At 62.7% G+C, this 26730-nt stretch carries 20 protein-coding genes and 2 pseudogenes; 14 read left to right on the top strand and 8 right to left on the bottom strand.

Annotated features, from left to right (window positions below):
• Positions 1 to 94 precede the first annotated feature (94 nt).
• Together ACZ52D_RS20250 and ACZ52D_RS20245 are read left to right on the top strand one after the other, a co-directional pair.
• Complete coding sequence (locus tag ACZ52D_RS20250; RefSeq protein WP_464443762.1) at positions 95 to 1519, top strand: AAA family ATPase; 1425 nt, start codon at positions 95 to 97, stop codon at positions 1517 to 1519.
• A 73-nt stretch (positions 1520 to 1592) separates the two neighbouring features.
• Positions 1593 to 2708 (top strand): ParB/RepB/Spo0J family partition protein, encoded by a 1116-nt coding sequence (locus ACZ52D_RS20245; protein ID WP_464443832.1) that lies wholly within the window; start codon positions 1593 to 1595, stop codon positions 2706 to 2708.
• Positions 2709 to 2889: 181 nt separating this feature from the next.
• Here ACZ52D_RS20245 and ACZ52D_RS20240 read toward each other — a convergent pair whose 3' ends face one another.
• A complete protein-coding gene (locus tag ACZ52D_RS20240) occupies positions 2890 to 4215 on the bottom strand; it encodes a UDP-glucose dehydrogenase family protein (RefSeq protein WP_464443831.1) in 1326 nt (441 codons plus the stop codon).
• Between the two features lie 208 nt (positions 4216 to 4423).
• Complete coding sequence (locus ACZ52D_RS20235; protein WP_464443830.1) at positions 4424 to 5425, bottom strand: NAD-dependent epimerase/dehydratase family protein; 1002 nt, start codon at positions 5423 to 5425, stop codon at positions 4424 to 4426.
• A 78-nt stretch (positions 5426 to 5503) separates the two neighbouring features.
• On the opposite strand from ACZ52D_RS20235, the gene ACZ52D_RS20230 reads away from it, so the two are divergent.
• The gene (locus tag ACZ52D_RS20230) at positions 5504 to 6607 is read left to right on the top strand and encodes a glycosyltransferase (RefSeq protein WP_464443829.1); all 1104 of its coding nucleotides are present in this window, start codon (positions 5504 to 5506) and stop codon (positions 6605 to 6607) included.
• Positions 6608 to 6656: 49 nt separating this feature from the next.
• Here the strand turns inward: ACZ52D_RS20230 and ACZ52D_RS20225 are convergent, their stop codons facing one another.
• Positions 6657 to 7490 carry an ABC transporter permease gene (locus ACZ52D_RS20225; protein ID WP_464443828.1) on the bottom strand — a complete coding sequence of 278 codons (834 nt, stop codon included), beginning with the start codon at positions 7488 to 7490 and terminating at the stop codon, positions 6657 to 6659.
• A 90-nt stretch (positions 7491 to 7580) separates the two neighbouring features.
• Here ACZ52D_RS20225 and ACZ52D_RS20220 point away from each other — a divergent pair, with 90 nt between their 5' ends.
• The 6 genes from ACZ52D_RS20220 to glf all read left to right on the top strand — a co-directional run bounded on the left by ACZ52D_RS20220 (position 7581) and on the right by glf (position 15166).
• Positions 7581 to 9014 carry a KpsE/RkpR family capsule polysaccharide export protein gene (locus ACZ52D_RS20220; RefSeq protein WP_464443827.1) on the top strand — a complete coding sequence of 478 codons (1434 nt, stop codon included), beginning with the start codon at positions 7581 to 7583 and terminating at the stop codon, positions 9012 to 9014.
• Between the two features lie 10 nt (positions 9015 to 9024).
• Positions 9025 to 9678, top strand: coding sequence for an ABC transporter ATP-binding protein (locus ACZ52D_RS20215; RefSeq protein WP_464443826.1), 654 nt, complete (start codon positions 9025 to 9027; stop codon positions 9676 to 9678).
• A 145-nt stretch (positions 9679 to 9823) separates the two neighbouring features.
• Positions 9824 to 11650 (top strand): glycosyltransferase family 2 protein, encoded by a 1827-nt coding sequence (locus ACZ52D_RS20210; RefSeq protein ID WP_464443825.1) that lies wholly within the window; start codon positions 9824 to 9826, stop codon positions 11648 to 11650.
• The gene (locus tag ACZ52D_RS20205) at positions 11647 to 12891 is read left to right on the top strand and encodes a hypothetical protein (RefSeq protein ID WP_464443824.1); all 1245 of its coding nucleotides are present in this window, start codon (positions 11647 to 11649) and stop codon (positions 12889 to 12891) included. The genes ACZ52D_RS20210 and ACZ52D_RS20205 overlap by 4 nt, the downstream gene beginning before the upstream one ends.
• Complete coding sequence (locus ACZ52D_RS20200; RefSeq protein WP_464443823.1) at positions 12888 to 13976, top strand: hypothetical protein; 1089 nt, start codon at positions 12888 to 12890, stop codon at positions 13974 to 13976. Before ACZ52D_RS20205 ends, ACZ52D_RS20200 begins: the two co-directional genes overlap by 4 nt.
• 26 nt (positions 13977 to 14002) lie before the next feature.
• Entirely contained in the window at positions 14003 to 15166 is a 1164-nt protein-coding gene (gene glf / locus ACZ52D_RS20195; RefSeq protein ID WP_464443822.1) for a UDP-galactopyranose mutase, read from the top strand.
• Here the strand turns inward: glf and ACZ52D_RS20190 are convergent.
• The 3 genes and pseudogenes from ACZ52D_RS20190 to ACZ52D_RS20180 form a co-directional block, all read right to left on the bottom strand.
• Positions 15150 to 16661 (bottom strand): hypothetical protein, encoded by a 1512-nt coding sequence (locus tag ACZ52D_RS20190; protein WP_464443833.1) that lies wholly within the window; start codon positions 16659 to 16661, stop codon positions 15150 to 15152. The genes glf and ACZ52D_RS20190 overlap by 17 nt on opposite strands.
• A 225-nt stretch (positions 16662 to 16886) precedes the next feature.
• Positions 16887 to 17189, bottom strand: a pseudogene (locus ACZ52D_RS20185) (glycosyltransferase family 2 protein); the annotation flags it as partial.
• Entirely contained in the window at positions 17186 to 17722 is a 537-nt protein-coding gene (locus ACZ52D_RS20180) for a hypothetical protein (protein WP_464443821.1), read from the bottom strand. The gene ACZ52D_RS20180 and the pseudogene ACZ52D_RS20185, both read right to left, overlap by 4 nt.
• A gap of 127 nt (positions 17723 to 17849) precedes the next feature.
• Between ACZ52D_RS20180 and ACZ52D_RS20175 the strand changes: the two genes are divergently transcribed.
• On the top strand, positions 17850 to 19421 hold the full coding sequence (locus tag ACZ52D_RS20175; RefSeq protein ID WP_464443820.1) for a glycosyltransferase family 4 protein: 1572 nt from the start codon (positions 17850 to 17852) through the stop codon (positions 19419 to 19421).
• Positions 19422 to 19588: 167 nt separating this feature from the next.
• Here ACZ52D_RS20175 and ACZ52D_RS20170 read toward each other — a convergent pair whose 3' ends face one another.
• A complete protein-coding gene (locus ACZ52D_RS20170) occupies positions 19589 to 21364 on the bottom strand; it encodes a hypothetical protein (protein ID WP_464443819.1) in 1776 nt (591 codons plus the stop codon).
• 174 nt (positions 21365 to 21538) lie between these two features.
• On the opposite strand from ACZ52D_RS20170, the gene glmU reads away from it, so the two are divergent.
• The 4 genes and pseudogenes from glmU to ACZ52D_RS20150 all read left to right on the top strand — a co-directional run.
• Positions 21539 to 22885 (top strand): bifunctional UDP-N-acetylglucosamine diphosphorylase/glucosamine-1-phosphate N-acetyltransferase GlmU, encoded by a 1347-nt coding sequence (gene glmU, locus ACZ52D_RS20165; RefSeq protein ID WP_464443818.1) that lies wholly within the window; start codon positions 21539 to 21541, stop codon positions 22883 to 22885.
• A 30-nt stretch (positions 22886 to 22915) separates the two neighbouring features.
• Positions 22916 to 24733: a glutamine--fructose-6-phosphate transaminase (isomerizing) gene (glmS, locus tag ACZ52D_RS20160; protein WP_464443817.1), complete on the top strand. Its 1818-nt coding sequence runs from the start codon at positions 22916 to 22918 to the stop codon at positions 24731 to 24733.
• 132 nt (positions 24734 to 24865) lie between these two features.
• Positions 24866 to 25623 (top strand): IS5 family transposase gene (locus tag ACZ52D_RS20155; protein ID WP_464443816.1). Its coding sequence is split into 2 segments (ribosomal slippage): positions 24866 to 25190 and positions 25190 to 25623, totalling 759 coding nucleotides; the frame shifts between segments, so codons are not numbered across the junction.
• 10 nt (positions 25624 to 25633) lie between these two features.
• Positions 25634 to 25957: pseudogene (locus tag ACZ52D_RS20150) on the top strand (transposase); the annotation flags it as partial.
• Positions 25958 to 26057: 100 nt separating this feature from the next.
• Here ACZ52D_RS20150 and ACZ52D_RS20145 read toward each other — a convergent pair.
• The gene (locus ACZ52D_RS20145; protein ID WP_464443815.1) at positions 26058 to 26669 is read right to left on the bottom strand and encodes a hypothetical protein; all 612 of its coding nucleotides are present in this window, start codon (positions 26667 to 26669) and stop codon (positions 26058 to 26060) included.
• Between the last annotated feature and the right edge of the window lie 61 nt (positions 26670 to 26730).

Below are 26730 nucleotides of genomic sequence, written 5' to 3'. Positions count from 1 at the left end.
TTGGGTATTATCCGAAAAAGGCAGCACATCAACGCGGACGCAGCACCAGCCAGGGGCGCAGAGACCCCGGTCCGATCACAACAGGCAGATCTTCATGGCACGCGATATCCACAGGAAAGACAGCGCAAAACCCGGCAGCTCCCTGCCGCCCTATTTCAGCATCGATCCCGACAGCGCACTCGCGGATCTGGATGCGCCCACCAGCACCGCAGGCTTTGCCGAGATCGCCGCCGCCTGTGCCCAGGGGCGCGCCGACCTCGCCAGCCGCGGCCTCAACGAGGAGGGTCGCAAGGAGCTGCGGCTGTTCTCGACCTGGGAAATCACCCGCTACCTGATCCCCGTCGCCCAGGCCCATTTCCGCCGCGTGCTGAAGGCCAACCCGGATCTGCCGCAGGGCCGCTCCGAAACCGAGGGCGGCGCCAAGTGGTTCACGCTGGACGAGGTGCTGCGGCTGCGCGCCTTCTTCGCCGCCCAGGGCTCCAAGGCCAAGGACTACCTGCCCTACCGCCCCGAGGGGCTGCCCGCCAAGATGGTGGCGGTGGCCAACTTCAAGGGCGGCGTCGGCAAGACCTCGACCGCGGCGCATCTGGCGATGTCGGCGGCGCTCGACGGCTACAAGGTGCTGGTGATCGACCTTGACAGCCAGGGCTCGATGACCTCGATCTTCGGCGGCAAGGTGGAGGACGAATGGCAGACCGCCTTCCCGCTGCTCGCGCGCCACTACGGCGAGCATCTGCGGCTGGAGAACCAGCGCCGGCTCGACCGCGGCGATGCCCCGCAACCGCTCGACGCCGCACTGGACGCGGCGATGGAGATGACCGCCGCCGATGTGATCCAGAACACCCACTGGCCCAACATCGACCTCATCGGCGCCCAGCTGAACCTCTACTGGGCCGAGTTCCAGATCCCGGTCTGGCGGATGGCGGCGCGCTCGTGGAAGCTGTGGGACGCGCTGACCGAGCGGCTGGAGGCCGACGGCGTGCTGGAGCAATACGACGTGATCTTCATCGACACGCCGCCCGCGCTTGGCTACCTCACCATCAACGGGCTTTCGGCCGCCGACATCCTCCTGGTGCCGATGGGCGCGTCCTTCCTCGAGTTCGACTCGACGGGCCGCTTCTTTGACATGCTGCACTCCACCTTTGCCTCGATCGAAGAAGGCGAGAACCTCGCCGCGCGCGCCCTCGGCCGGCCGGGGCTGGCGTTTGAATGGGATGCGGTGCGCACCGTCATCACCCGCTACGACGGCGCCCAGCAGGGCGAGCTTGCCGCGCTGATGCAGGCCTACATGGGCCGGGTCCTGTCGCCGCACAAGCAGGATTACACCGCCCTGATCGGCCAGGCCGGCGAGCAGGTCTCGGGCATCTACGAGGCCGACTACCGCGACTTCAACCGCGAGACCTACGCCCGCGGCCGCGAGACCTTCGACGAGACCTACGCCGCCTTCAAGAAACTGCTGATCGGCGTGTGGCGGCGCGAGGCGTTGCAGGCAGAGGCGCAGCAGCGCGCGGCCGGCTAAGGCCGCGGCAGGAAATAAAGGCTAGAATGACAGCCCCGCAGAGGGGCGGCGGGCAGAGGCAAAGGACAGGACAATGGCAAAACGCAAACGGCTTTCCCCGGCGCAGGACGGGTTTCTGACACCACCTCCGACGGGCCGACCGACGCTTGGCGGGGCCCGCACGGTGGGCGCCGCGCCGATTGCCCAGGTGGCCTCGGATGCCTCCGCCCAGGCGGCCTTGCAGGAATTGTCGGAGGTGGTGGAAACCGCCCGCGCCAAGGGGCTGATGATCCAGGAACTGCCGCTGGAGGTCATCGACGAGAACCACCTGGTGCGCGACCGCATCGAACAGGACGAGGAGGAGCTGCAAGCGCTGATCGCCTCGATCCGGGCGCGCGGCCAGCAGACCCCGGCCGAGGTGGTGCCGCTGGAGCACCCGGCCGGTGGGCGCAGCCATGGTCTCATCTCCGGCTGGCGCCGCCTGACCGCGCTGAAAAGACTCTATGCCGAGACTTCAGACCCTGCCTTTGCCACGATCAAGGCGCTGGTGATCCGCCCCGGCAGCGCCGAGGCGTCTTACGTGGCGATGGTCGAAGAGAATGAGATCCGGGTCAATCTCAGCCATTATGAGCGGGCCCGCATCGCCGTGCGCGCCTGCCGCGAAGGCGTGTTCAGCCGCCGCAAGGATGCGCTGCAGACGCTGTTCGGAAATGCCACCCGCGCCAAGCGCTCCAAGATCGGCAGCTTCGTCACCCTGGTCGAGGCGCTGGATGCGGTGCTGTTCCACCCCACCGCGATCAGCGAGAAGCTTGGGCTGGCGCTGGCCCGCGCGATCGAGAATGACGCGGGCTTTGCCGACCGCGCCAGACAGGCGCTGCAGGCGGGCGACCGCAGCACCCCCGAAGCGGAACAGGCGATCCTGACCGGCCTGCTGGACCCCGCAGTGCCGACACCCCGCGCAGCGACCGACGCGGCCCCCGCCCCGGAGGCGGCGCGCCCCAAGCCGCCGGTGGAGCCGCTGGTCAGCCGCCCGCGGGTGCGCGGCGCGCATGACTGGGACGCCGCCCAGCCGGGCGAGCGGATCGCCCTGCCCGCGCCCGAAGGCGTGCGCCTCGGCTATATTCCCAGCGAGCAGAAGATCGAGATCAGCGGCCCCGGCGTCAGCGCCGCGCTGGTGGAAGAGCTGCAGGCCTGGCTGAAAAAGCTCTGAACAGAGTCTGATCTGGCCGCGTCGGCCTTCATCTTTCCCCAAATACTCGCGCCGCAGGCCAAGGGCTTTTCTTCGGAAAAGCCCTTTTTAGGGCCGCATGAAAGAGAAATATCAGACACTCATTTAGGTCAGCATGGGTGACCAAATGTTTCGCGCGCGAAACATTTGGTCCGATCCGGTCCTATTGGGCCGGTTGGCCGGCAGCCCGGCCCACCGCGACATATGTCTCGAAGCCGGCGCGTTTGGCGGCCTTGGCGGAGTAGATATTTCGCAGGTCCGCCATGCGCGGCTGCGCCATCTTGCGCGCCAGTTTCTTCAGGTCGAGGGCGCGGAACTCGTTCCATTCGGTCAGCAGCACCACCAGGTCGGCATTCTGCGCCGCCTTGTAGGGATCCTCTTCCCATTTGACGCCGGGCAGCAGCGCCTCGCCCTCGGCGCGGCCCTGCGGGTCGACCACCCGCACGCGGGCGCCGCCGCCCACCAGGGCGGGCACGATGGTCAGGCTGGGGGCCTCGCGCATGTCGTCGGTGTTGGGCTTGAAGGTGACGCCGAGCACCGCCACGGTCTTGCCGTTGAAGGAGCCCTCGCAGGCGTCGCGCAGCTTCTCCACCATCCGCGCCTTCACCTCGTCATTGACCCGCATCACCGTCTCGGTGATGCGCATCGGAAAGGCATGGTCCTGGCCGATCCGCGCCAGCGCCGCGGTGTCCTTGGGAAAGCAGGAGCCGCCGTAGCCGGGACCTGCGTGCAGGAACTTGTTGCCGATGCGCCCGTCCAGACCGATGCCGCGGGAGACTTCCTTGACGTCCGCCCCGACCCGCTCGCAGAGCCCGGCGATTTCATTGATGAAGGTGATCTTGGCGGCGAGAAACGCATTGGCAGCGTATTTGATCATCTCGGCGCTTTCCAGGTCCGTGGTCAGGATCGGGAAATCGCGCAGGTACAGCGGCCGGTAGATCTCGGCCATCACCTCGGCGGCGCGCGGGGTCTGCACCCCGACCACCACCCGGTCGGGTTTCATGAAATCCTCGATCGCGGCGCCCTCGCGCAGGAACTCCGGGTTGGAGGCGACGTCGAAGTCGGCCTGCGGATTGGTCTTGGCGATCACCTGTTTCACCTGCCGGTTGGTGCCCACGGGCACGGTGGATTTGGTCACCACCACTGTGTAGCCGGTCAGCGCCGCGGCGATTTCCTCGGCCGCCGCCATCACGTAGGTCAGATCCGCATGGCCGTCGCCGCGCCGGGTCGGGGTGCCGACGGCGATGAACACCGCCTCGGCGCCGTCGACCGCCGCCGCCAGGTCATCGGTGAAGCTCAGCCGCCCGGCGCTGACGTTCTTTTCCATCAGCGCCTGCAGGCCCGGCTCATAGATCGGCACCTCGCCCGCCTGCAGCCGCGCCACCTTGGCGGCGTCCTTGTCGACGCAGATCACGTCGTGACCGAAATCCGAAAAACAGACGCCGGACACCAGCCCGACATAGCCGGTGCCAATCATTGCAATGCGCATGGGATGCCCCTTTTCCCTTCATGTCCTGTCCCGGCGCGGCCGGGATGTTGTTCCGTTACAGAGATATAGGGCGCTGTGAGGGGCGGAAACCGGGTTTTTTGGCGGCAGGGGGAAATACCGCCGTTTAGGTCCGGATCGGACCAAATGTTTCGCGCGCGAAACATTTGGTCAATAATGCTGACCTTTATGGTCCTGCCGACCGGCGGGCTTAGCTGCTGTAGTAGTCTTGGTACCAGGCGGCAAAACGGGCGACGCCCTCGGCGACGCCGACCTTGGGCTGATAGCCGGTCAGCTGGGTCAGCAGCCTGGTGTCGGCCCAGGTCGCGGGCACGTCGCCGGCCTGCATCTCCAGCATGGTCTTCTGCGCCTCGATCCCCAGCGCGTCTTCCAGCGCGGCGATATAGTCCATCAGCGGGGTCGGCTTGCTGGCACCGATATTGACCACCCTGTAGGGTGCCACCGGGCTGAGGCTGTCGCGCTCGGACACCGGTGCCTGCCCCGGCACCGCCCCGATCAGCCCGGTGATGCCGCTGACCAGATCGTCGATATAGGTGAAGTCGCGGCTCATGCGGCCGTGGTTGTAGACCTCGATCGCCTCCCCAGCGAGCATCGCGCGGGTGAATTTGAACAGCGCCATGTCGGGCCGCCCCCAGGGGCCGTAGACGGTGAAGAAGCGGAACATGGTGACCGGCAGCCGATAAAGATGCGCATAGGAATGCGCCATCGATTCATTGGCCTTCTTGGTGGCGGCATAGAACGACATCTGGTGGTCGGCCTGCTGGCGCTCGTGAAACGGCATCTCGGTATTGGCGCCATAGGCCGAGGAGGTGGAGGCCATCAGAAGATGCGCGGGCGGATGCACGCGGGCGGCTTCCAGCAGTTCGAAGACGCCGATCAGATTGGCCTCGAGGTAATCGCGCGGCGCTTCGATCGAATGGCGCACCCCGGCCTGGGCGGCGAGGTGGATCACCGCATCGGGGCGGTGCTGGCGGAACAGGTCCATCAGCAGGCCGGGATCCTCCAGCCGGGCGATGACGGGAATGAAGTCGGCATGCTGCGCCAGCATGTCGTGACGGCGCTGCTTCAGGGTGACATCGTAATAGGGCGACAGGCAGTCGAGCCCGATGACCTGCCAGCCCGCTTCCAGCAGCCGGGCGGAGAGGTGGTATCCGATGAAGCCGGCCGAGCCGGTGACAAGAGCGGTTTTCATGGCTCTTAGGTGGCGGCTTGCTGCCACGCTGTCAAATGCTTTGGCGCGGTAAAGCATTTGACAGAGGCGGGGATTTATGTGCTTTCACCACCGCTGCCGCAGGCAGCCAGGACAGACGGCAACAAGGAGCAGCCCGCGGTGACCACGGCAGAGGCAACAGCAGCCCCGAATTCAGACATCTCTGCGAGCGCGGCCGGGGCGGTTGGCGCGTCGGGGGCAGGGCGGCTGGTGGCGGTGGTGGTGACCCACAACCGCCTGGAGCAGCTGAAGGTGACGCTGGCGCGGCTGCTGGACAGCCCGGCCAGCGAGCTGGCGGCGGTGGTGGTTGCCGACAATGCCTCGTCCGATGACACCGCCGCCTGGCTGGCGGCGCAGCAGGATCCGCGGCTGGATGTCTGCCGCAGCGACACCAACCGCGGCGGCGCGGGCGGTTTCGAGATGGGGCTGCGCCGCGCGGTGGAAGCGCATGATCCCGACTGGCTGGTGGTGATGGATGATGATGCCCGCCCGGCCCCCGGCGCGCTGGCAGCCTTCCACGCCCTGCCCCGGCCCCAGGACACGGCGCTGGCGGCGGCGGTCTATTTCCCCGACGGGCGCATCTGCGAGATGAACCGCCCCTCGCGCAACCCGTTCTGGCAGCCGCGGGTGTTCCTGCGCACGCTGCTGCGGGCGCGGGACGGCTATCACATTCCCTATGACGCCTATGACGCCGAAACGCCCCTGCCGATTGATCTCACCTCCTTTGTCGGGCTGTTTCTGTCCCGGCGCATGGTCGAGGCGGCGGGCTATCCGGATCCGGGGCTGTTTCTCTATGGCGATGACGTGATCTACACGCTGGGCCTCAGGCGCCGCGGCGAGACCATCCTGTTTGATCCGGCGCTGCGGTTCGAGCATGACTGCTCGACCTTTCAGAATGACCGGCACAGGGTGTTTTCGCCTTTGTGGAAGGTCTATTACGCCTACCGCAACGGGCTGATGATGTATCGCGCCGCGGCCGGGCCGCTGCTGTTTTGGCCGCTGTTCTTGCTGGTGGCGGTGAAATGGCGACTGACCGCAAAACGCTACGCTGCGGCGGAGCGGCAGGCCTACCTGCGGCTGTGGCGTCATGCGGTCTGTGACGGCTTGCGCCGCGACACCCGCCGCAGCCACGCCGAGGTGCTGGCGCTGGCGGAGACGGGCTGAGAGCCGGAGAGGACAGGCGGCAGGTCAATGCTGCCGCGGCTGCTCAGGCTCAGCGGTTCAGGATGTCGCGGTGGTAGCGGCCCATCAACACCAGCCCGAGGGCCAGCAGGATGAGGCTGGTGAACAGCACGAAGGGCACATTCACATAGGCTGCGGTATAGGTGGGGTAGAAGCCGGTGCGCATCAGCCCGATTATATGCATCAGCGGATTGTACCACAGGATGTCCTGCGCCAGGGGGGGCATGTCCTCATAAAGGAAGAACACGCCTGAGGCGAGAAACAGGGGCCGGGTGAAGATCGACCAGGCCATCTCCCACAGGGGATAGAGTCCCATCAGCACGCAGTTGACTGTGCCGACGCCCAGCCCCAGCAGCATTGTCAGCGACATCGCCAGCACCGCAGGCGGCAGGTCGAGTTGCGCGCGACTGTCGATGACCGCCAGCGCCCCGGTGAGCAGCAGGATCGCGACCAGGGCACCGGTGAGGCTGTTGAGCAGGAAGCGTGCCGCCACCGCGTCCAGCCAGGTCACGGCCGGAAACTTGAGCAGTGGCTTGGAAAAATTCACCGCCCGGGCCGTGGTGTTCCCAATCGCGTTGTAGAGATCAAACGGCAGGTAGCCGGTGGCATAGAACAACAGGAAGCTGGTGCCCAGAGAAGGGCTGCGCATCACCAGTGAAAAGCCGAGGCTGAGAAACAGGATCGCGGCCAGCGGTTCGAGTATGGCCCAGAGGTAGCCGCCGGGGGTGCGCCCGTAGCGGGTCGACATCTCGCGCAGCACCAGTGCTGCGATGGTGCGAAGGCTGGCAAAACGGCGGTTGCGCCCGGCAGTGGGGAGCTGGGCCGGGGGCAGGGCGGGGGGCGCCGCAGGCGTGGTTCTGGTCATGAATCCCCATTGTGAATATGCGCTGTGCAGGCGATACTATGAAAGAAAGACGAGGCAATTACAAACGGCTGCAAGCCGGGAAAAGCAGATATGACTCAGAACCGCCCGGCGGCGCGGCGCAAGGCTGCAGCCCAATTTCGCACTGGTCGCAAACCGGCTGGCACCGACGCGGCAGAACCGCGGCAGGACGAGACCCCGGACGCGGCAGGGAACGTCGAAAAACTGCCCGGCAGCGAGGCTGGTCAGCGCGGTCCGGCAGGCGGCAACAAGGTCAGCGGCAAGAAGCTGAGGAAGCTGCGCCGCAAGGCACGCAAGGCCGAAGCCGCCCATGCGGCGCTGCAGGCGAAGGCCGAAAGCCTGGAAGCACAGCTCGCCGACACCCCGGCCTTTCCGGTGGCCCGCGCCGCGCATATGAAGAAACGCCACTGGGGGCTGATCGCCAGTTTCACTGCCCTCGTGCTGCTGCCGCTGGCGGCGGCGGTGTTCTACCTGTTTGCGGTGGCCGAAGACCAATATGCCGCCACCGCCGGTTTCACCGTGCGCAGCCAGGAAAGCTCTGGCGCCAATGACCTCTTGGGCGGGCTGGCCAATTTCGCCGGCAACAGCGCCGCCTCCGACAGCGACATCCTCTATGAATTCATCCAGAGCAAGGAAATGGCCGCGGCGGTCAACAAGCGGATCGATCTGCGCGCCCATTACAGCCAGCACTGGCCGGGCGACTGGGTGTTCGCGCTCTGGCCCGATGCCACGCTGGAGGAGCTGGTCTGGTTCTGGCACCGGGTGGTCAGCATCGCCTATGACAGCGGCTCGGGGTTGACCGAGGTGCAGGTCACCGCCTTTGATCCGCAGACCGCCCGCGACATCGCCCAGGCCATCGTCGAGGAAAGCCAGATCCGCATCAACGCGCTGAACGACCAGGCCCGTGCCGATGCGATGCGCTATGCCGAGGCCGATCTGGAGGAGGCCGTCGAGCGGCTCAAGGCTGCGCGCGAAGAACTGACCCAGTTCCGCACCCGTACCCGCATCGTCGATCCGGCGGCCGATATCCAGGGCCGCATGGGGGTGATGAACAACCTGCAACAGCAGCTCGCCGAGGCGCTGATCGAATATGACCTGCTCACCGGCAGCGTGGCGCCGGGCGACGTGCGGCTGAAAAAGGCGCAGCAGCAGATCGAGGTGATCCGCGAGCGCATCGACATCGAACGCCAGACCTTTGCCTCCAGCAACACCGACACCGGCGCGGTGGGCGAGGATTACCCCTCGCTGATTGCCGAGTTCGAGCGGCTGACGGTTGACCGCGAGTTCGCCGAAGAAGCCTATCGGGCGGCGCTGACGGCGCTGGAAGTGGCGCGCGACGATGCGGCCCGCCAGAGCCGCTACCTGGCCACCTACATCAAGCCCGACCTGGCCGAGGAGGCGGAATATCCGCGCCGCTTCGTGCTGTCCGGCCTGGTGGGGCTGTTCCTGCTGCTGGGCTGGGCGATCCTGGCGCTGGTCTACTACTCGATCCGCGACCGCAGCTGAGGGGCGGGCGATGATCCGGTTCGAGAACCTGACCAAGAGCTTCCGGCTCAGGGGGGAGCGCAAGGTGGTGATCGACAACCTGAACCTGACGCTGCCGTCGGGGCGGTCGCTGGCGCTCCTGGGGCGCAACGGCGCGGGCAAGTCGACGCTGTTGCAGATCATCGCGGGCACCCTGCGGCCCGATCATGGCCGGGTGGTGTCCGATGGCACCATCTCCTGGCCGGTGGGGCTCGGCGGCTCCTTTCACAAGGAGCTGACCGGGGCGGAAAACGTCCGCTTCATCGCCCGCATCTACGGGGTGGACACTGACGACCTGGTGGCCTTCGTCGAGGATTTTGCCGAGCTGGGCAAGTTCTACCACATGCCGATGCACAGCTATTCCTCCGGCATGCGCTCCCGGCTGACCTTCGGGGCGTCGATGGGGATCAAGTTCGACACCTACCTGGTGGATGAGGTGACGGCGGTGGGCGACCGCGCCTTCCGCAGCAAGAGCCAAAAGGTGTTTGCGGACCGGATGACGCATTCCAGCGCCATCATGGTCAACCACTCGATGAACCAGGTGCGCAAGTTCTGCGATGCGGGCCTGGTGCTGGAAGGCGGCCGGATCCGCTATTTCGACGACCTGGAAGAGGCCATCGCCCTGCATGAAGCGATGTTGGACTGAGCAAACGGGGACTGTCACAGGCGCAGAAAATGAGAGAGCCGCTTGGGCGCACGGAAAAGTGTACTTCCTGAGCTAGAGACAGTATGCACCGGCACAGAGGCGGGGGCCGTGGGGCACGGCGGCGGCGCAGAAGAAGGTAACTGGAATGACGGATGTGACGACCGGGAGCGCTGAGTTCAGCACTTTGCAATCACTGATGTGGCCCGAGCCGGGCATTTGCACTGAACGTGAACTCTACCTGCGCACGGATGGCCCGAGTGGGCCTGCTGAGGGGGGAGGTTATCGCTTTTTTACCGGCAGCCGTGGCCGCTTTGACACCTGGTTCAACCTGTTCAATGTTGGGACTTGGAACCGCCACTGCGATCTGCAGAGCCTCTATTTGCTTCTGGAGGGGGAGGGGAAATTCGTGCTGTCGCTGTTCCTCGCTCCTCGCGACCGCTCTTGGGAGCGAGAGGACCGCATCGTGGAATTGGCAGCAGATCAGCCGGTGCGTCTGGATCTGGGCCACTTTTTGACGGCGGCTCAACCAGCTGGCCTCTTGTTCTTCGAACTGCAGGCGATCGGCGAGGAGGCCACGCTGACCGATGCCGCCTGGCAGACCGCCGATGCGCCACGCCGGCAGCCGCGATTGGCACTGGCCGTCACCACCTTCCGCCGCGAGGCGGAAGTGAGCCGCACAGTCGAACGGTTCTGTGCCTTCCGGGAGCGGTCCTGGATGAAGGATCACGTGGAGCTGATCGTCACCGACAACGGCCAGTCGGTGGACCTGCCGCCGCGCGACGGTGTCACCGTGATCCCCAATGAAAACCTCGGCGGTGCCGGAGGCTTTACCCGTGGCCTGCTGGAGGCGCGGACCCGCGGCGCCTCGCATTGCCTGTTCATGGATGACGACGCCTCCATCCACATGGAAAGCCTGGAGCGGACCTGGAAGCTGCTCGCCCATGCCGAGGATCCCGCGACGGCGGTTGCCGGTGCGATGATCAGCGAACAGCACCGCTGGGCGATCTGGGAAAACGGCGCCTGTTTCGACCGCCGCTGCCAGCCGTTGCACATGGGCACCGACCTGCGTGATTTCAGGCAGATGGCGGGGATGGAATGGCAGGTCTCCGGTCCGGCGCCCGAGGGGCTCTATGGTGGCTGGTGGTATTTTGCCTTCCCCGTGGACAAGGCTGAGCACCTGGCATTCCCGTTCTTCGTGCGCGGTGATGATGTCAGTTTCTCGCTGGCCAATGATTTCAACATCGTGCGGCTCAACGGGGTGGTGTCCTTCCAGGAAAGCTTCACCGACAAGGAAAGCCCGCAGACCTGGTACCTGGATCTGCGCAGCCACATGGTGCATCACCTGAGCCTGCCGCAGATGGAGATCGGCGCCCAGGGGGTGCTGAAGATCGCGCTGTGGTTCTTCCTGCGCAACCTGCCGCGGATGCATTACGATACGCTGGCCGCGATCAACCTCGCGGTCGAGGACGTGATGAAAGGGCCGGAGTTCTTCGACCGCCATGCGGACATGGCGCAGCGCCGGGCCGACATCAAGGCCCTGACCGGGGCCGAGACCTGGCAGGCGCTGACACCTGAGACGGTGTTGCCGCCGGTGCGCCAGAAACCGCCTGCGGCCTGGAAGCGGCACCTGATGAAGCTGACCCTCAACGGGCTGTTGATCCCGGGGTATGCCCGGATGGGGCGGCGGATCACCCTGGAAGCGCAGAACCGCGGGCACATCGGCCATATCTGGGGGGCGGCGGAGATCAACTGCCTCAATGCGGACCGTACCAAGGTCTACACCGTGCGCCATTCCAAGGCGGCCGCCTGGCGCGAGATGAAGCGGTTTGTCACGAATGCCCGTGCGTTCCTGGCGGCCTATGATCAGCTGGCGGCCGAGTATCGTGGCGCTTACGGGACGTTGACCGGAACTGACTACTGGCAGGAAAAATTGGGGTTGGCCGCAGGGCCGGAGCGGAAGGCCGCAGAATGAAAAAGAGATTTCGCCAACTTAGTCAGATATTGACAGGCCGTCGCCCCCTCCGCGATGCCGGGGCGGCGGTGGTGTCCCAGGTGCGTGCCGGGCCGCCGCGGGTGATCCTGTTCATCGGACACCACAAGGTTGGATCAACTTCGTTGCAGGATTTCCTGGCGCGCAATGCGGCGGCCTTGGCACAGCAAGGGATCCTCTATCCGTTTACCGATTTCGAAGGGCTGGCGCATGTCGCCGCTGATGCCAGCGGACGTCTGGCGCAGCCCGGCTCATTGCCGATCAACGTTCGTGAACCGCATAACGCGCTGGCCTTCCGGATGATGGCCAGCAAAAAGGCAGGTAAGATTCCTGGGTACCACAAGCGCCTGCCTGCGCTGCCACAAATGCTGAACGCAATTCAGCAGCAGATTCGCTTTTCACAGCCCCACACGGTGATTCTCGCAGCCGAGGTGTTTGCCAATTTTAATGCGGTGTCGCCTGCGTTGATCCGCCAGTTGGTGAACCAGTTCCCGCAGTCGGAGTTTACCTTGGTTGCGACGCTACGGCGGATTGATGAGTATTTGGCCTCTTGGCATGGCCAGCGTCTGAAGTTCGGCCACAAGTTAGAGCCCCTGAGGGACAATGGGTTGGACGGGTATCTTCAGGGCATACACTTTGATTACAGGTTAATGATCGAAGGGTGGCTTAAGGCCCTACCGCAAGCCCAAGTGATCTTGCGCGATTACGCCGAGGTCCGTGCGGCAGGGGGGTCGGTCGTGGATTTTGTCGCTCAGACTGGACTGGACCTGCCGGAGGGGCTGGCACCTGAACGGAGAGAAAACGATTCTTTCCATCGAGGGGTTTATGAGATTGCCCGGCTGGGCAATCATCGGTTGGAAAGTCGTCAGGCTGCGGGACTGCGCCGAGTGCTGCGTGAACGGACACCTGATCTGGAGCTGCCTTCCAGCGGCCAGATAGAACTGTTCGGAGCGGATAACCGGGAGCGTATGCTGGAGTGTTTCCGTTCCACCGATGCCTGGCTTGGTGGGGTTTGTGGGCGCAAAGCTTTCTTTGCCGATATCGACCAGGTGTTGGAGGTGCAGCCTCTGGCCGAGGAAGAGGTATTCCGTGCGGCGCTGGAGCAGATTTGTGATCACCTTCCGAACGCGCTCGATCAGGAAACGGTGGAGTTTCTGAACACCCTGCAGGCAGAACAAAGGGACATCACCAGCGCGGCTGCAGCAGGAGAACGGGTTGCATGATAAACGAACTTGTCATTCATTTGGGGGATACCAAGACTGGGTCGACCTCGATCCAGAAGGCTTTGGTGCAGAAAGCCTATGAGGTGTCGGGGCAAAGCATCTTCTATCCCACCAAGAACAACCATATTGCCATGGCCAAGACGCTGAGTCAGGCGCGCCGGGTTAAGCAGCGGGAAACCCGTTTCCGGAGGGTCGGAGAGGCGATGAGTGCCAGCGGCGCTGATTATGGCGTCGTCTCGGCCGAGCATTTCCAGTTTGTAGATCCGCAGGTGTTTGCAGAGGCAATTGATGCTTTTTGGCCTCAGTTCAGGGATAGGATCCGCTTGGTAGCCTATGTGCGCCCTCATGCGGACAAACTGCTGTCGGCTTTTTCCGAGCGGGTGAAGCTCGGGAACGCTATGGGGTCCTTCGAGGAATTCTGTGAGACGATTTCCGGCAATCAAGCCATTGATTACCTGCCCCGTTTCAGCAAATGGCGCGAAGTGTTCGGCAGCCGGTTCACGCTCCGCCCGTTCGTGCGTCAGGAGCTGTTTCAGGAGGATGTGGTCAGCGATTTCTTCCGGTTCATGCTGCAGCATGAGAACTTCAGGATTGAGGACGGTATCTCGGCCAATACTTCCTTGACCCTGCCTCAATTGTCCCTGCTGCGCGAAATGCACAAAACGTTCTATGAGAGGCTGGATGGTCATGGCCGCCAGCGGAATGCCGATATCACCGAGGCGCGCAATGCAATGGGGCGCACTGTGAGTGAGCGGCTGCGCGCCAGCGGCTTGGGCGGGCACGGCGAAAAAGTCCGAATCCCTGAGCAGTTGGCGCCGGTGATCGCAGAGCGTTACAGCGCCGATGCCGCGGCCTTGGACGCCGCGTTCTTCGAGGACACGCCGATGTCGGATGCACTAGAAAAAATTTTCGCCAAGACAATCAGCATGCCGCAGAGCTTGAATGCGGCCGATCACTTTAGTGAGGAGACCGTGGCCAGTTTTGGTGTTTTTGCAGGTATTTTGGCGGACATGCTTATTGATGACCCCAAGGGGTTTATCAGAAATGCGGGCCAAACCCGTATCATGCTGTCTGATGCGGCGTGATTGGTACTAAAAAGATGGACAAGAACATGAAATTTCTATGCGTTGGCGCAGGCCTCTCGGGGGCCGTCATCGGGCGGCATCTGGCGGAGGCGGGGCATGAGATCACCGTGATCGACAGCCGCAGCCACATCGGCGGCAACTGCCACACCGAGCGCGATGCGGAGACCGGGGTCATGGTGCATGTCTACGGGCCGCATATCTTCCACACCGACGACGAAGAAGTGTGGAACTACGTCAACGCCTTCGAGACCTTCAAACCCTACAAGAACCGGGTGAAATCCACCACCCGCGGGCTCTCGGGGGAGCGCGAGGTGTTCTCGCTGCCGGTGAACCTGCACACCATCAACCAGTTCTTCCGCAAGACCCTGCGCCCGGAAGAGGCGCATGACTTTATCGTCAATGAGCAGGCCGATACCTCGATCACCGATCCGCAGACCTTCGAGGAACAGGCGATGCGCTTTGTCGGCAAGGATCTCTACGAGGCCTTCTTCAAGGGCTACACCATCAAGCAGTGGGGCATGCATCCTTCCGAGCTGCCCGCCTCGATCCTGAAGCGGCTGCCGGTGCGTTTCAACTACGACGACAACTACTTCTTCCACCAGTTCCAGGGCATGCCGGAGAACGGCTATACCGCGATGATCGGGAAGATCCTCGATCATGCGAACATCACCGTTGAGCTGGAGACCGAGTTCAGCGCGGAGATGGGGGCGGAATACGACCACGTGTTCTACTCCGGGCCGCTGGACGGCTATTTCGGCTACGAGCTCGGCCGCCTTGGCTACCGCACCCTGGATTTCGAGCGCTTCACCCATCAGGGCGACTACCAGGGCTGCGCGGTGATGAACTACGGCGAGGAAGAGGTGCCCTATACCCGCATCACCGAGCACAAGCATTTCAGCCCCTGGGAAGAGCACGAGGGCTCGGTTCTCTACCGCGAGTTCTCGCGCCTCGCCGAGCCCGGCGACATTCCCTATTACCCGATCCGCCAGGTGGCGGAGAAGGCGCTGCTGGCGGATTACGTCAAGCTGGCACAAGAGACCCGCGGCGTCACTTTCGTGGGCCGACTGGCGACCTACCGCTATCTCGACATGGACGTGACCATCCGCGAGGCGCTGGACGCCGCACGCGCCTTCACCGCGTGTCTGGAGAAGGGCGAGGCGGCGCCCGCGTTCTTCAGCGCGCCGCTGTAGCGCTTGTACTGTGGGCCACGAAGGCCTGCAGTCGTTCCCGGTCTTTGGTGTCCAAAAGATCCGTACGGGTCCAGCCCTGCGGTCCTGCGCTGGTGCGGATTTCACAAAGACCGTCGGTTCCAGTGGCAAAGATCTGCTGCAGCTCGTCCTGTTCGCTCTTGATTTGCCGGGTGATAGCGGCAGCGGTGTCTGCGCCGATGTGCAGGGTGGTGCCGCGGCGGCTGTTTTGGTCCGGGGTGCCGCCAAAATCTGTCTCCAGCAACAGCGGGCGGAGACGGGCATAATTGTCCTGATCGGTCAGGGTCTGGACGAATTCCAGTTCGGCCAGCTTACGGTTGCTGACCCGTTGGTTGTGTCGCCCCGTATCGTGGGGGATCGGCAGACCCAGCAGGCTGCAGAAATCTGCGAGCATGTCCGGCTGGTCCAGGTCCCGGGGTTCGAGCGATCGCAGCGTCAGCACTTCTGGCGGGAAATGTGCCTGCAGCATGCGGGCATAGCTCAGGTTGGAATAGAGGGGAAACCCGCGGCTGGCTTCGAACCAAGCAAGAAACTTTTCGATCGAGGGCGCACCATCGGCATAAAACTTGTGCCGGTTGATCTGGAACAGTCCTGCATGGACATATTGTGCGTAGCAGGATTCCACAAAGTCATAGGGGTTGCGGAAATAGGCCACGATCCGGATCTGCCAGTCGGTCCACTGCGTCTGCAGCGTCCTGTAAAGAGCGCGCAGATTGCTGCCGGGAAAGGCATTAGCCCAATGTTCGCAGGAAAGCACGACGCGATTGCACGCCCGGTCCTCGGCTTCTGCGGTGATTTCGGACAGCGCCCGGGATAGCTGCCTGGGTGGTAATTTCGCCAACGGCAGGTGGTTGCGGTAGCCATCCGGGCTACGCCAAGCTTTCGGGTAGCAGACGCCTTGGCGCTGATGTTGCGTTTCGGCTGCCGCCATATGCCGCTGAATGGTGGTCGAACCGCATTTGGGCAGGCCGATGTGCAACCAGACCTGACGGGCGGGGGGGGAACTGTGGAGCGCTGGAGCGGAGCGTGGCTCGAAACCCGGTGTCTGCGCGGGTTGCGACTGCGCGGCAGGAAGACGGCTGTCTGCGCAATGTGAGAGATACGTCCGGATGGGGGCGGGAACCTCCGTGGCAAAGAAGGTCTTTGCCCGGCGGTTGAACTCATCCTGTAAGTCGGATCGGATAAAGCTGTTGATCCAGTCTAGGAGCCCGGCTGAGAAGCGGTAGAAAGGCACAGCAAACCTGTCCAGATCTGCGCGCAGGCGAAGCTCCTTGGAGACACGCGAGAGTGCCGTGAATACCTGCAATCGTTCGGGACCGTTGCGGTTGGTCAGGCGGCCTTGACCGGGTGCAACGTAGTGGATCACGCCGACCCTGTCGCTGGCCAGGATGGTTCTTGCATTGAGAAAGCTGCGCCAGTGCAATTCCACGTCGTTATGGACCGCGATCTCCGTGCAGCGGATGTTGTGCTTTTGCAAAAAGCCGGTGCGGTAGATCTTGTTCCAGGGGTAATTGGCCGTCTGGCAGAGGCTGACCGCGGCAGCGGGAGAAACCTTGGACAGTGCGCCGGTATCCGTACCGGCAGCCCGCCACAAGGCCTGGTCTTCGGGCATCTGCCCCCAGCGGCCCTCGGCGGCACAACGGCTGTCGTGGTGCTGGAAGATGCAGAAATCAAACTCCCGGCCATCCAGATCCCGCAGCAGATCCGGGAGTTCGCGCAGGGGCAGATCATCTGCATCGAGGAACAGCACATGTTCCGTGGTTACATGCTGCAAGGCAAGGTTGCGCGCTGCGCCTGCCCCGCGCGGAAGGTCGTGGCGCAGCAGGGTGATCCGTTCCGGCGGCAGACCGACGGCAGCGGGGAGCGGTTCAAAGGCAATTGCAGGCTCTGAACCGTCGTCGGCGATGATGATGTGGTCGGCAAACTTGAGCCGCCGGATATGCCGCAGCAGGCGGTGCAGGGGACCTTCGTCATTATGCGCCGGGATAATGACGGTTAGCTTCATACGATGAACAGGCGGAGGTCGTTTAGGTTCAGGCGGAAGCTGTGCAAGGGGAGGAACAGGATCAGTTCGCGCCAAGGCGCTTCTGGCGGCAGCTCGGGCTGTTGACTGATCTGCAGTGCGTCCAGATGGCTGGAGGCGTCAGGATGGGTCAGGACGCGCTTGGGAAAGAAGCAATCTTCAAAACCGCCCTCCGGGAGGCCGGAGCGGATGCAGACACGGATTGCTTCGATCGAAGGTGAGGTGCCGCGGCAGGCAATGCCGATGATCCCGGCCTGGGACAGGTCTATATTGCCAAGCCGCATGTGCAGCCCAAACCAGCCGCCTTCGCCGCCGGGGGTGACTTCCAGTTCGAAAAGCCGCCCCGCCGGGGAGCGCCAGTGGCCACTTGGCGCCAGTGCGGGATCGGCGTGCAGGGCGATCCCGGGCTGGATTTCGGTCTGCGCTTGAATTTCCCCTTCACTCTGCCCGTGGCGTAGCAGTTGCAGGGCATAGTTGAAATCGGCGTCAGGCCCGGTGGCCAGGTTGTCAGTCATTTTCGGCGTCCCGGATTAAGTCCAGTTGAAGCCTTGTAGTGCCGGTTCTGCTTTGGTTTGTCCATCAGGAAAAGAACGCGTAAAGCTGGCACGTCCGGGGGCGGGCCCGGCGAAACCAGGGGGAGTCATGCAAAGAGAAACAGGGTTGACGTCAGGCTGTGTCGCGGCTGTGCGATTGCTGGCCGCGCGGCAACCAGAATACGAGGCCGGGGCGGTTCTGCACCAGGCGCTGGCGCAGGCCCAGGGACACGACGACATCCTGGAGGTTGCCGCGGCAGCTCTGGATCTGGCAGAGGCGGATTGCACTCGTGCGGCGCTGGCGCAGCTGCCTCGGTCGGCACCCCGACAGCGTCTGCAGCAGCGGGCAGAGCGTATGTTCTCCCCGGCGCGGATTCCGCAAATGGCGCGGCCCAGAGGGTGGGTGCCCGTGCCCGGGCGCGTGGCCTATGTGCTCTACAGCAGTCTGCCCTGGCTCTCGACTGGCTACGCGGTGCGCTCGCACCGGCTGGCACAGGCGCTGCGCGATGCCGGGGCGGACCTGCATTGCCTGACCCGACCGGGGTTCCCTTGGGATGAGGACCCGGCCGTGTTGTCGGAGGATATGCCGATCGAGGCCCCTCGGCAGGACGAGATCGCTGGCGTCCCCTATCACCGCATAGCAGACCCGCAGTTCGGACGTTGGCAGAACTACCAAGCCTATGTAGGTGGCAGCGCTGATGCCTTGATGGCGCGTTTTCTGGAATTGCGTCCGGGGGTGGTGATGGCAGCCTCGAACCATGCTTGTGCGCTGCCCGCTTTGATTGCAGCCCGGCGGCTGGGTCTGCCAGTGGTTTATGATATGCGCGGCTTCTGGGAGCTGAGCCGCGCCGCTAGGGACCCGGAGTTTCTGGGATCTGCGCAGTATCGTCATGAGCGTTGGCTGGAAACCGAGGTGGCACGGCAGGCCGATCATGTCTTCACTCTGTCACCGCCGATGCGTGAAGCGCTGATGGGGCGCGGCGTGGCGGCGGAGCAGGTCAGCTACCTGCCCAATGGCTGCGATCCCGGTAGTTTTGCTCCACCCGGCCGCGGCCGCAGGCTGGCCGCGGAGCTGGATTTGCCGGAGGGGGTGCCTATCATCGGCTATGTCGGCAGTTTCCCGGCTTATGAGGGGCTTGAGGATATGGTGGCGGCAGCAGCCGATTTGAAAGCGGCTGGCCACCGGTTCCGGCTGTTGCTTGTGGGAGATGAGAAGGGCACGGGTCTGCGTGGAACCCCGGTGACCCATGCGTTGCGCCGTCTGGCTGCGGAGCTGGGGCTGGGCGATTGGCTGCTCATGCCGGGGCGGGTACCTTTCGAGGAGGTGCCGGACTGGCTCGACCTCATCGACATCTGCGTGTTTGCGCGGCGACCGCTATTGGTGACCGAAATGGTGGCACCGCTGAAACCGGTCGAGGCAATGGCTGCGGGCAAAGCCATCGTGCTGTCCTCGGTTGGCGGCATGCAGGGGCTGGTGCAGGATGGAGAAAGCGGATTGGTCTTTGCCAAGGGGGACAGGGCTGATCTGGAGCGTCAGCTGGCCCGTCTGCTGGTGGATCCGGAGTTCCGTCGCCGTCTCGGCCGAACCGCTCAAGAACGAGCCGAGGCGGAATATGCCTGGTCCAGCATCGGGGCGCGGATGCTGGACCGCTTGGAGGCTGTGGCGGCTTCCAATGAGTAAACCCGAAGACTCTCGTTATGAACGGGGATCAGTGGGGGCAGGTCACCAGCTGTCGAGTTATGTTTGTGTGCTGCAAAAGAACGGCCTGCGGTAGGAAGTCAGCGCGCCATTGTCTGAATGGCGCGCCAACAGAGAGCCCAAGGGCACGAATTTCGCGTTGGCCCCTGTTATTGCGGCCTGACAGCCAAGGAGACTTTTCGCAGAGGCGCGGTAACACGCCAGGAAGTGCTGTGCTCCAAGGCTTGAACGCGCTCCGCGTACATGTCACGCAGCTGTTCAGTCTCGCTCAGTTTGTGTTTCAGTGCCTCGATTTCTTGCCGCATAGCTTCTCGTTCTTCGGAGGCGTTGCACGCCTCTTCGGTTTTTGCTTGGAGCTCATTGCCCAGAACCGAGATGTCCTTGTAGCGCTCTGCGAGGGTGTTTTCCTGTTCGGCGGCCAGTTTCTGCAGCTTCTGGCGTTCTGCCTCGGCAGAGCGGAGTTTGTTCTTGAGCGCCGCGACCTCTGAATTAAAAATGTCTTTTTCTTGGCGTAGGTTGTCGCGCTCTCCGGTAATAGCTTGGATCTTTTCTTCTTTTGCTTGGAGCTCATTGCCCAGAACCGAGATGTCCTTGTAGCGCTCTGCGAGGGTGTTTTCCTGCTCGGCGGCCAATTCCCGCAACTTCTGCAGTTCGTTTTCAGCAGTGTCGACGGTGGCTTCCAAGGCACTGTTTTGTGTGCTTAGAAGATCTCTTTCTTTCTGCAGGGTATCGCGTTCTTCGGAAATGGTCTGCATTTCTGCGGCCTGCGCTTGCAGTTTGCTCTCCAGAGATGCAATCACCGTATCGCGCTCTGCGAGGGAGCCTTCCTGTTCCGCAGCCAGTTTCTGCAGATCTTGTTGTTTCGCTTCTGCAGCGCTTAGCTTCTCTTGGAGTGTAGCGAGTTGTTTGTTTAGAAGTTCTGTTTCCTGCTGATGCTTTGCTTGGAGTTCTTCCAACTCCTGTTCCAGTTTCGTGACTGCTTGGCTGAGGTCGAAAGCCTCAGCCTGCGCAGTTGCAACGAGCAAGGAACGCTCCTTGTATTGTACGGAGAGTTTCTCGGTTTCGGCCTGAGCGGTTGCCAGTTCAGCCGCCTTTTCATCCCTTTGCCGTCGTGCAATAGCAGCTTCGCGCGTGTTGAACGCAAGACGTTCAGCATTTCTGTGGAGCTCGCCCAAGCGGGCAAAAATATTCCGGGCGGTCAGGTAGCCGGGAAGCCCCGGTTTGAGACTGGCAAGCCTTTGCAAACGGTCGTTTTGTTCAGGGCCGTGAAAGATGACAGTGGCGCGGCTCTCAAGATCACAGGTGAAGCTGCTTCCGGCGGCAGACAGGTGACGGAAGAGTGAGCCGTTTCCGGCGGTCTCCCCATCGTGCAGCACCACGATGATGCTACGCTCTGACAAATGCGGCAGCCAGTGCGTGTCCAGCGTTTCAATCAGCTTTTGCGTGATGGGCCGATTGATGAGAAGCAGATCCACCTTGTTTTCTGCTGCGAGAAAACTGTCTTTTCCGGGAGCTTCCTGTACGATTTGCGAGAACTCTGCGAAGTTTGTCTCGTTGAAATCGTGTTGTTTGCTCAGATCAGCCGGTTTTGCGTCCGGCTCGGGTGCGGGCTCCACTCCGACGCAAAGGCTTTCCATGCCAAGTTTGTCCACCGCCTGACAGACGGCAAAATGTGGCACGGCATCTGTTACCCCCAGGGTGACGGCGATGCGTGGGCGGGCGGCCTCGGTCAGCCAGAACAGCAGTGGAATATGGCAAAGAGTAGGGGAGTTTTCCAGATAACGCGCCCGCCAGAACAGGGAGCGGCTGGCAAGAGGGGTGAGAATGTCCGCACCGGGCTGCTGAATGCTGTTCGCGTAGGAGTGAGAGGCCGTCAGGCTGTGGGTGTTCTCCTGCTGCAGTTCTGATTGTTCGGCAGTTCTCATCGGGGGACCTGTTCAATGGTTATCTGAAGACGTGTGCTGTTTATGAGGCGCGTGGGCATGGGGCAAGGAAAAAGGCGCGTTTTACGTGTGGTCCAAGTATGGGGCGGTTTGCTTGGCATTCCCCCCATGAACGGTTAATTCCAGTCTGGAAGTTGTTTTTATGTTGGATTCGTAATGTCTCTTGCAGTTGTTGTCCTTGCGGCCGGACGCGGCACCCGAATGGTCTCGTCAAAACCCAAAGTCTTGCATCCGATTGCGGGGGTGCCGATGGTGTTTCACGCGATGAGGGCCGCTTCCGCCTTGCACCCTGAACGGAGTGTCGTGGTGGCGGGATACGGTGCGGAACAGGTCTCAAAAGCGGTTGAGAACCATGCGCCTTATGCTGAGATTGTTATTCAAAAAGAGCAGCTTGGAACGGCTCACGCTGTGGATCAGGCACGTGACATATTGGCGAATTTTGAGGGGGATGTCATCGTCCTGTTCGGGGATACGCCGTTTATCAGATCCGATACCCTGCGGGGGATGCTGGACGCGCGTCGGGCCGGGGCAGATGTTGTGGTTCTGGGCTTTGAAGCTGCCGATCCGGGCCGTTATGGGCGTCTGATCCTGAAAGACGGGCGGTTGCAGCGCATCGTGGAAGCCAAGGACGCCTCTCCGCAGGAGTTGGAGATCAATTTGTGCAACTCCGGGGTGATTTGCAGCAGCAGAGAAACCCTGTTCGATCTGATCAGCCAGATTGGCTGCGGCAATGCGGCACAGGAGTATTATCTTACGGATATCGTCGAGAAGGCTAATGACGCCGGGCTTGCCTGTTCCGTGGTGACCTGTGCGGAAGAGGAAACACTCGGGATCAATTCCCGGGTAGAGCTGGCGCGGGCGGAAGCCATTTTCCAGAACCGGGCTCGCGCGGCGGCCATGGCTGAGGGCGTCACGCTTGTGGCACCGGAGACTGTCTTTTTTGCGCCGGACACCCGGCTGGAGCGGGATGTGCTGGTGGAACCACATGTGGTGTTCGGGCCGGGGGTAGAGGTCGCGGAGGGGGCAGTTGTGCGCGCCTTCTCGCATCTGGAGGGCTGCCAGGTTGGCCGTGCGGCCGTGATTGGGCCCTATGCCCGTCTTCGACCCGGGAGTTGCATTGGCGAGGGCGCCAAGGTCGGCAATTTCGTCGAGACCAAGAACGCAATCCTGGAGGCCGGCGCCAAGGCCAATCACCTGAGCTATTTGGGAGATGCCCATGTCGGGGCGGCGGCCAATATCGGGGCCGGTACCATCACCTGCAATTATGATGGGGTGATGAAACATCGCACCGAAATCGGAGCTGGGGCCTTTATTGGCAGCAACAGTGCCTTGGTGGCACCGGTTTCTGTAGGCGCAGAGGCCATTGTGGCGGCAGGTTCCGTGATTACCGATGATGTTCAAGCCTCGGCGCTTGCCCTCGCACGGGCAGAACAGGATAACAGGTCCGGGGCTGCAGAGCGGTTGCGACAACGCCAGCGGGCCCGCAAGAGTGCCGCAAAATAAACACCGAAAATTTTTCTAGAGGGTTCGAGTATGTGTGGAATCGTAGGGGTCTTGGGGAAACATCAGGCGGCGCCGCTGCTGATCGAGGGGCTGAAGCGGCTGGAGTATCGTGGCTATGACAGTGCGGGCATCGCCACTGTGAACGGTGGTCGCCTGGATCGCCGCCGCGCGGTGGGCAAGCTGGCCAATCTGAACGACCTTCTGGTGCATGAACCGTTGGCAGGCACTGCGGGCATCGGCCACACCCGATGGGCCACCCATGGTGCGCCTTCCTTGCAGAACGCACACCCCCATGCCCGTGAGCGGGTGGCGGTCGTCCACAACGGCATCATCGAGAATTATCGTGAGCTGCGCGCCTTTTTGGCAGAACACGGGGTGAAGGCAGAAACAGAGACGGACACAGAAACCCTTGCGATGCTGTGTGATTATTACCTGCATCAGGGATTGGAGCCGGTGGCCGCCGCCCGCAGGACCATCTCCGAGCTGGAGGGGGCTTATGCGCTGTGCTTCTTGTTCGAGGGAGAAGAGGATCTGATTGTTGCCGCGCGGCAGGGCAGCCCGCTGGCCATCGGTTGGGGCGAGGGAGAGATGTTCGTCGGGTCGGATGCGTTGGCCTTGGCGCCAATGACCTCGCTGGTCACCTATCTTGAGGAGGGCGACTTGGCCATTGTAACCCGCTCGGGTTGCACAATCGAAAATGCGGAAGGAGCGGCGGTGGAGCGCCCTCGCAGTGAGATTGCGCAGTCGGTGGCCGCTGTCGGTAAGGATGGTCATCGCCATTTCATGTCCAAGGAGATTGCCGAGCAGCCCGCGGTTCTGGGGGCTGCCATCAGATATTATCTCGACGGTGGTGAGGGCCAACGGGCGCTCGAGCAGATAGATTTCAGCCGCTTCGACCGAGTGGTGATGGTGGCTTGCGGCACTGCATCCCTGGCTTGTCTGACCGCCAAATACTGGTTCGAACAGATTGCCCGGTTACCGGTCGAGGTCGATATCGCTTCCGAGTTCCGCTACCGTGAACCGCCGGTTTCGGAGCGCACCTTGGCGGTGTTCGTGTCGCAATCCGGGGAGACCGCCGACACATTGGCGGCGCTGCGCTACTGCGCGGGCAAGGCGGGTATGATCCTGTCGGTCGTCAATGTGCCCGAAAGTTCGATCGCGCGGGAAAGCGGCTTGGCGTTGCAGATCCATGCAGGGCCGGAAATCGGCGTCGCCTCGACCAAGGCCTTCACCTGCCAGCTGGCGGTGCTGGCGGCACTGGCGCTGGAGGCGGCGCGCCAGACCGGGGCGCAGCCGGAGGGGGCGTTGCAGAATTACAAAGCGCAGCTGCGCCACATGCCGAGCCAGGTGGCCGAAGCCCTGGGCTGCGAGGCGGAGGTGCGGGCGGTGGCGGCGCAGCTGGCGCGGTTCAGCGATGCGCTGTTCCTGGGCCGCGGTGCGCTGTATCCGCTGGCGCTGGAAGGCGCGCTGAAGCTGAAGGAGATCAGTTATATCCACGCCGAGGGATATGCCAGCGGCGAGCTGAAGCACGGCCCCATCGCGCTGATCGACGAGGATATGCCGGTGGTGGTACTGGCACCGCATGACGAGTTGTTTGGCAAAACTGTGTCGAACATGCAGGAGGTTATGGCGCGCGGCGGAAAGATCGTGATGGTGAGCGACGCCCGCGGGTTGGAAGCGGCAGGCGAGGGTATCTGGCAGCCGGTCCGCATGGCGCCGGTGCCGGGGCCGTTTGCCGCCATTGCCTATGCGGTACCGCTGCAGCTTCTCGCCTATCACACCGCACTCGAGAAGGGCACCGACGTCGACCAGCCTCGCAACCTGGCGAAATCGGTGACGGTGGAGTAGAGTGGTATTGAGGACCGCGAAGAAGCATGATGTCGCCCTGTGATTGTCCGGACGTGTCTTAATTCCTAGGGTCAGGATGCATTGATTTCCGCCGCACTCCGTGATTCATGGCTCGGAAAATGGAGCTGTGACATGAGCGATCTTTTCTGGCTGACCGACGAGCAGATGGCCAAGCTCACCCCTTTTTTCCCGAAGTCGCATGGCAAGCCTCGGGTTGATGATAAGCGGGTGCTGAGCGGAATTATCTTCATAAATCGCAATGGTTTGCGATGGCGTGACGCTCCTGCCACCTATGGTCCCTACAAGACGCTCTACAGCCGGTGGAAGCGTTGGAGCGAGAAAGGCATCTTTGCGCGGATGATGGTCGGGCTGGCTGCCGAATGCGGCGAAGCGAAGACCGTGATGATCGACGCGACCTACCTGAAGGCCCACCGCACAGCGACCAGCATGGCCGCGAAAAAGGGGGGCGTGGTCGCCTGATCGGTCGAACCAAGGGAGGTATGAACACAAAGTTGCATGCCATCTGCGATAGCCAGGGCCGACCTCTCAACCTGTTCGTGACCGCCGGGCAGGTGAGCGATTATGTCGGCGCACGGGCGCTGCTCAGCAGCCTGCCAAACGTCGATTGGTTGCTCGGGGATCGGGGCTATGACGCCGACTGGTTCCGAGAGGCATTGCAAGACAAAGGGATACGCGCCTGCATCCCCGGCCGAAAGCAGCGCACGGCGAAAGTGAAGTATGACAAGCGCCGATACAAACGGCGCAACCGCATCGAGATCATGTTTGGCAGGCTCAAGGACTGGTGGCGCGTGGCGACACGCTATGACCGCTGTCCCAAGGTCTTCCTTTCAGCCATCGCCCTCGCAGCAGTCGTCATCTACTGGTTATGAATCCTGACCCTACGATGCAATCGCTGACCGCGGCGCCCACGCTGTCATCCCGCCCTGCAAGAATGCCAAACCGTGGAAGACCGTCACCGTCGGCGCGGTCGCACGAAACGACGCATTGCGGGCATCGAAATTCCTCGGTCGTGCTCTCTGGCGACGATGGAGCGGATACCATCGCCGAAGCCGCGTCGAAACGAAGATGCACTGTGTGAAACTGCTGGGGCGGCGCCTCATGGCACGGGACTTCGACTGACAGGTCGCGGAGCTTCAGGTCCGTATCGTCGTTCTGAACGGCTACACCGCGCTCGGCATCCCTGTCACAGAGCCCGTGGGATAAGTCTGTCCGGGGAAAGGGGAACCCCGGCCATCAGCCAATTAGGGCAACGGAGCCGGGCGCTTGCCAAGCTGCTTTCAGTGTCGAAGGGGGTTGAACGGCGTCACCAGGGAGGGGGGGCCTTCTGATAGAAAGCTTCTCCTTGGCCGTCATAAAGCGATCCGGCGGCGAATTGCTTTGTCAGGAAAGACAGCTGCTCTTTGGTGGTCATGTCGGGCTCGATGTCAAACCGGGCCAAGCGGCCGACCATGTTTGACGGGCGGACAATCTGTTCGATCTCCTGGTAAAGCGGGCGGACGCCATAGTCATCAAAAAGGACCGTGACCGGCTGGGTGCATCGCAGCAGCACCATCGCCATGCAGGCATTGCGCATCCGTCCGTCAATAAGGATTGTATCCGGATGGCGGAAGAACGGCTCCTCCCAGATATCCAGAGGGTAGCGGAAAAAATGACGCCAGCTTTCTGAACTGAGGGGGCGGCCCCACCGGCCGACCGGCCCGATATCCGTATGATATATGATCGCCGGGGACGCAGGATTGGAGGCGTCAATCTCCTGCTGCAGAGTGAGCGCCCAATTGGGATCGCTTTCGACGCTCATGGTGAATTTTCCGGGCTGGCTGGCGGCAATCCGCGTGGTGCCGCCAGACCCGTATTCCAGAATGACATTTGCCGCCCGGTATACCTCCGTCAGATAGGCAATCTCTTCGTCCGGCATGAAGGGTTTGGTTGAGTCGCCTGTTTTCATTCATAGGCCTGTAGGGTCGAGAACTGAGTGG

It is taken from the genome of Leisingera sp. S2M4, assembly GCF_055398055.1.
The sequence above is the reverse complement of the archived record's forward strand: the minus strand, read 5'-3'. Positions and strand labels throughout refer to the sequence as shown.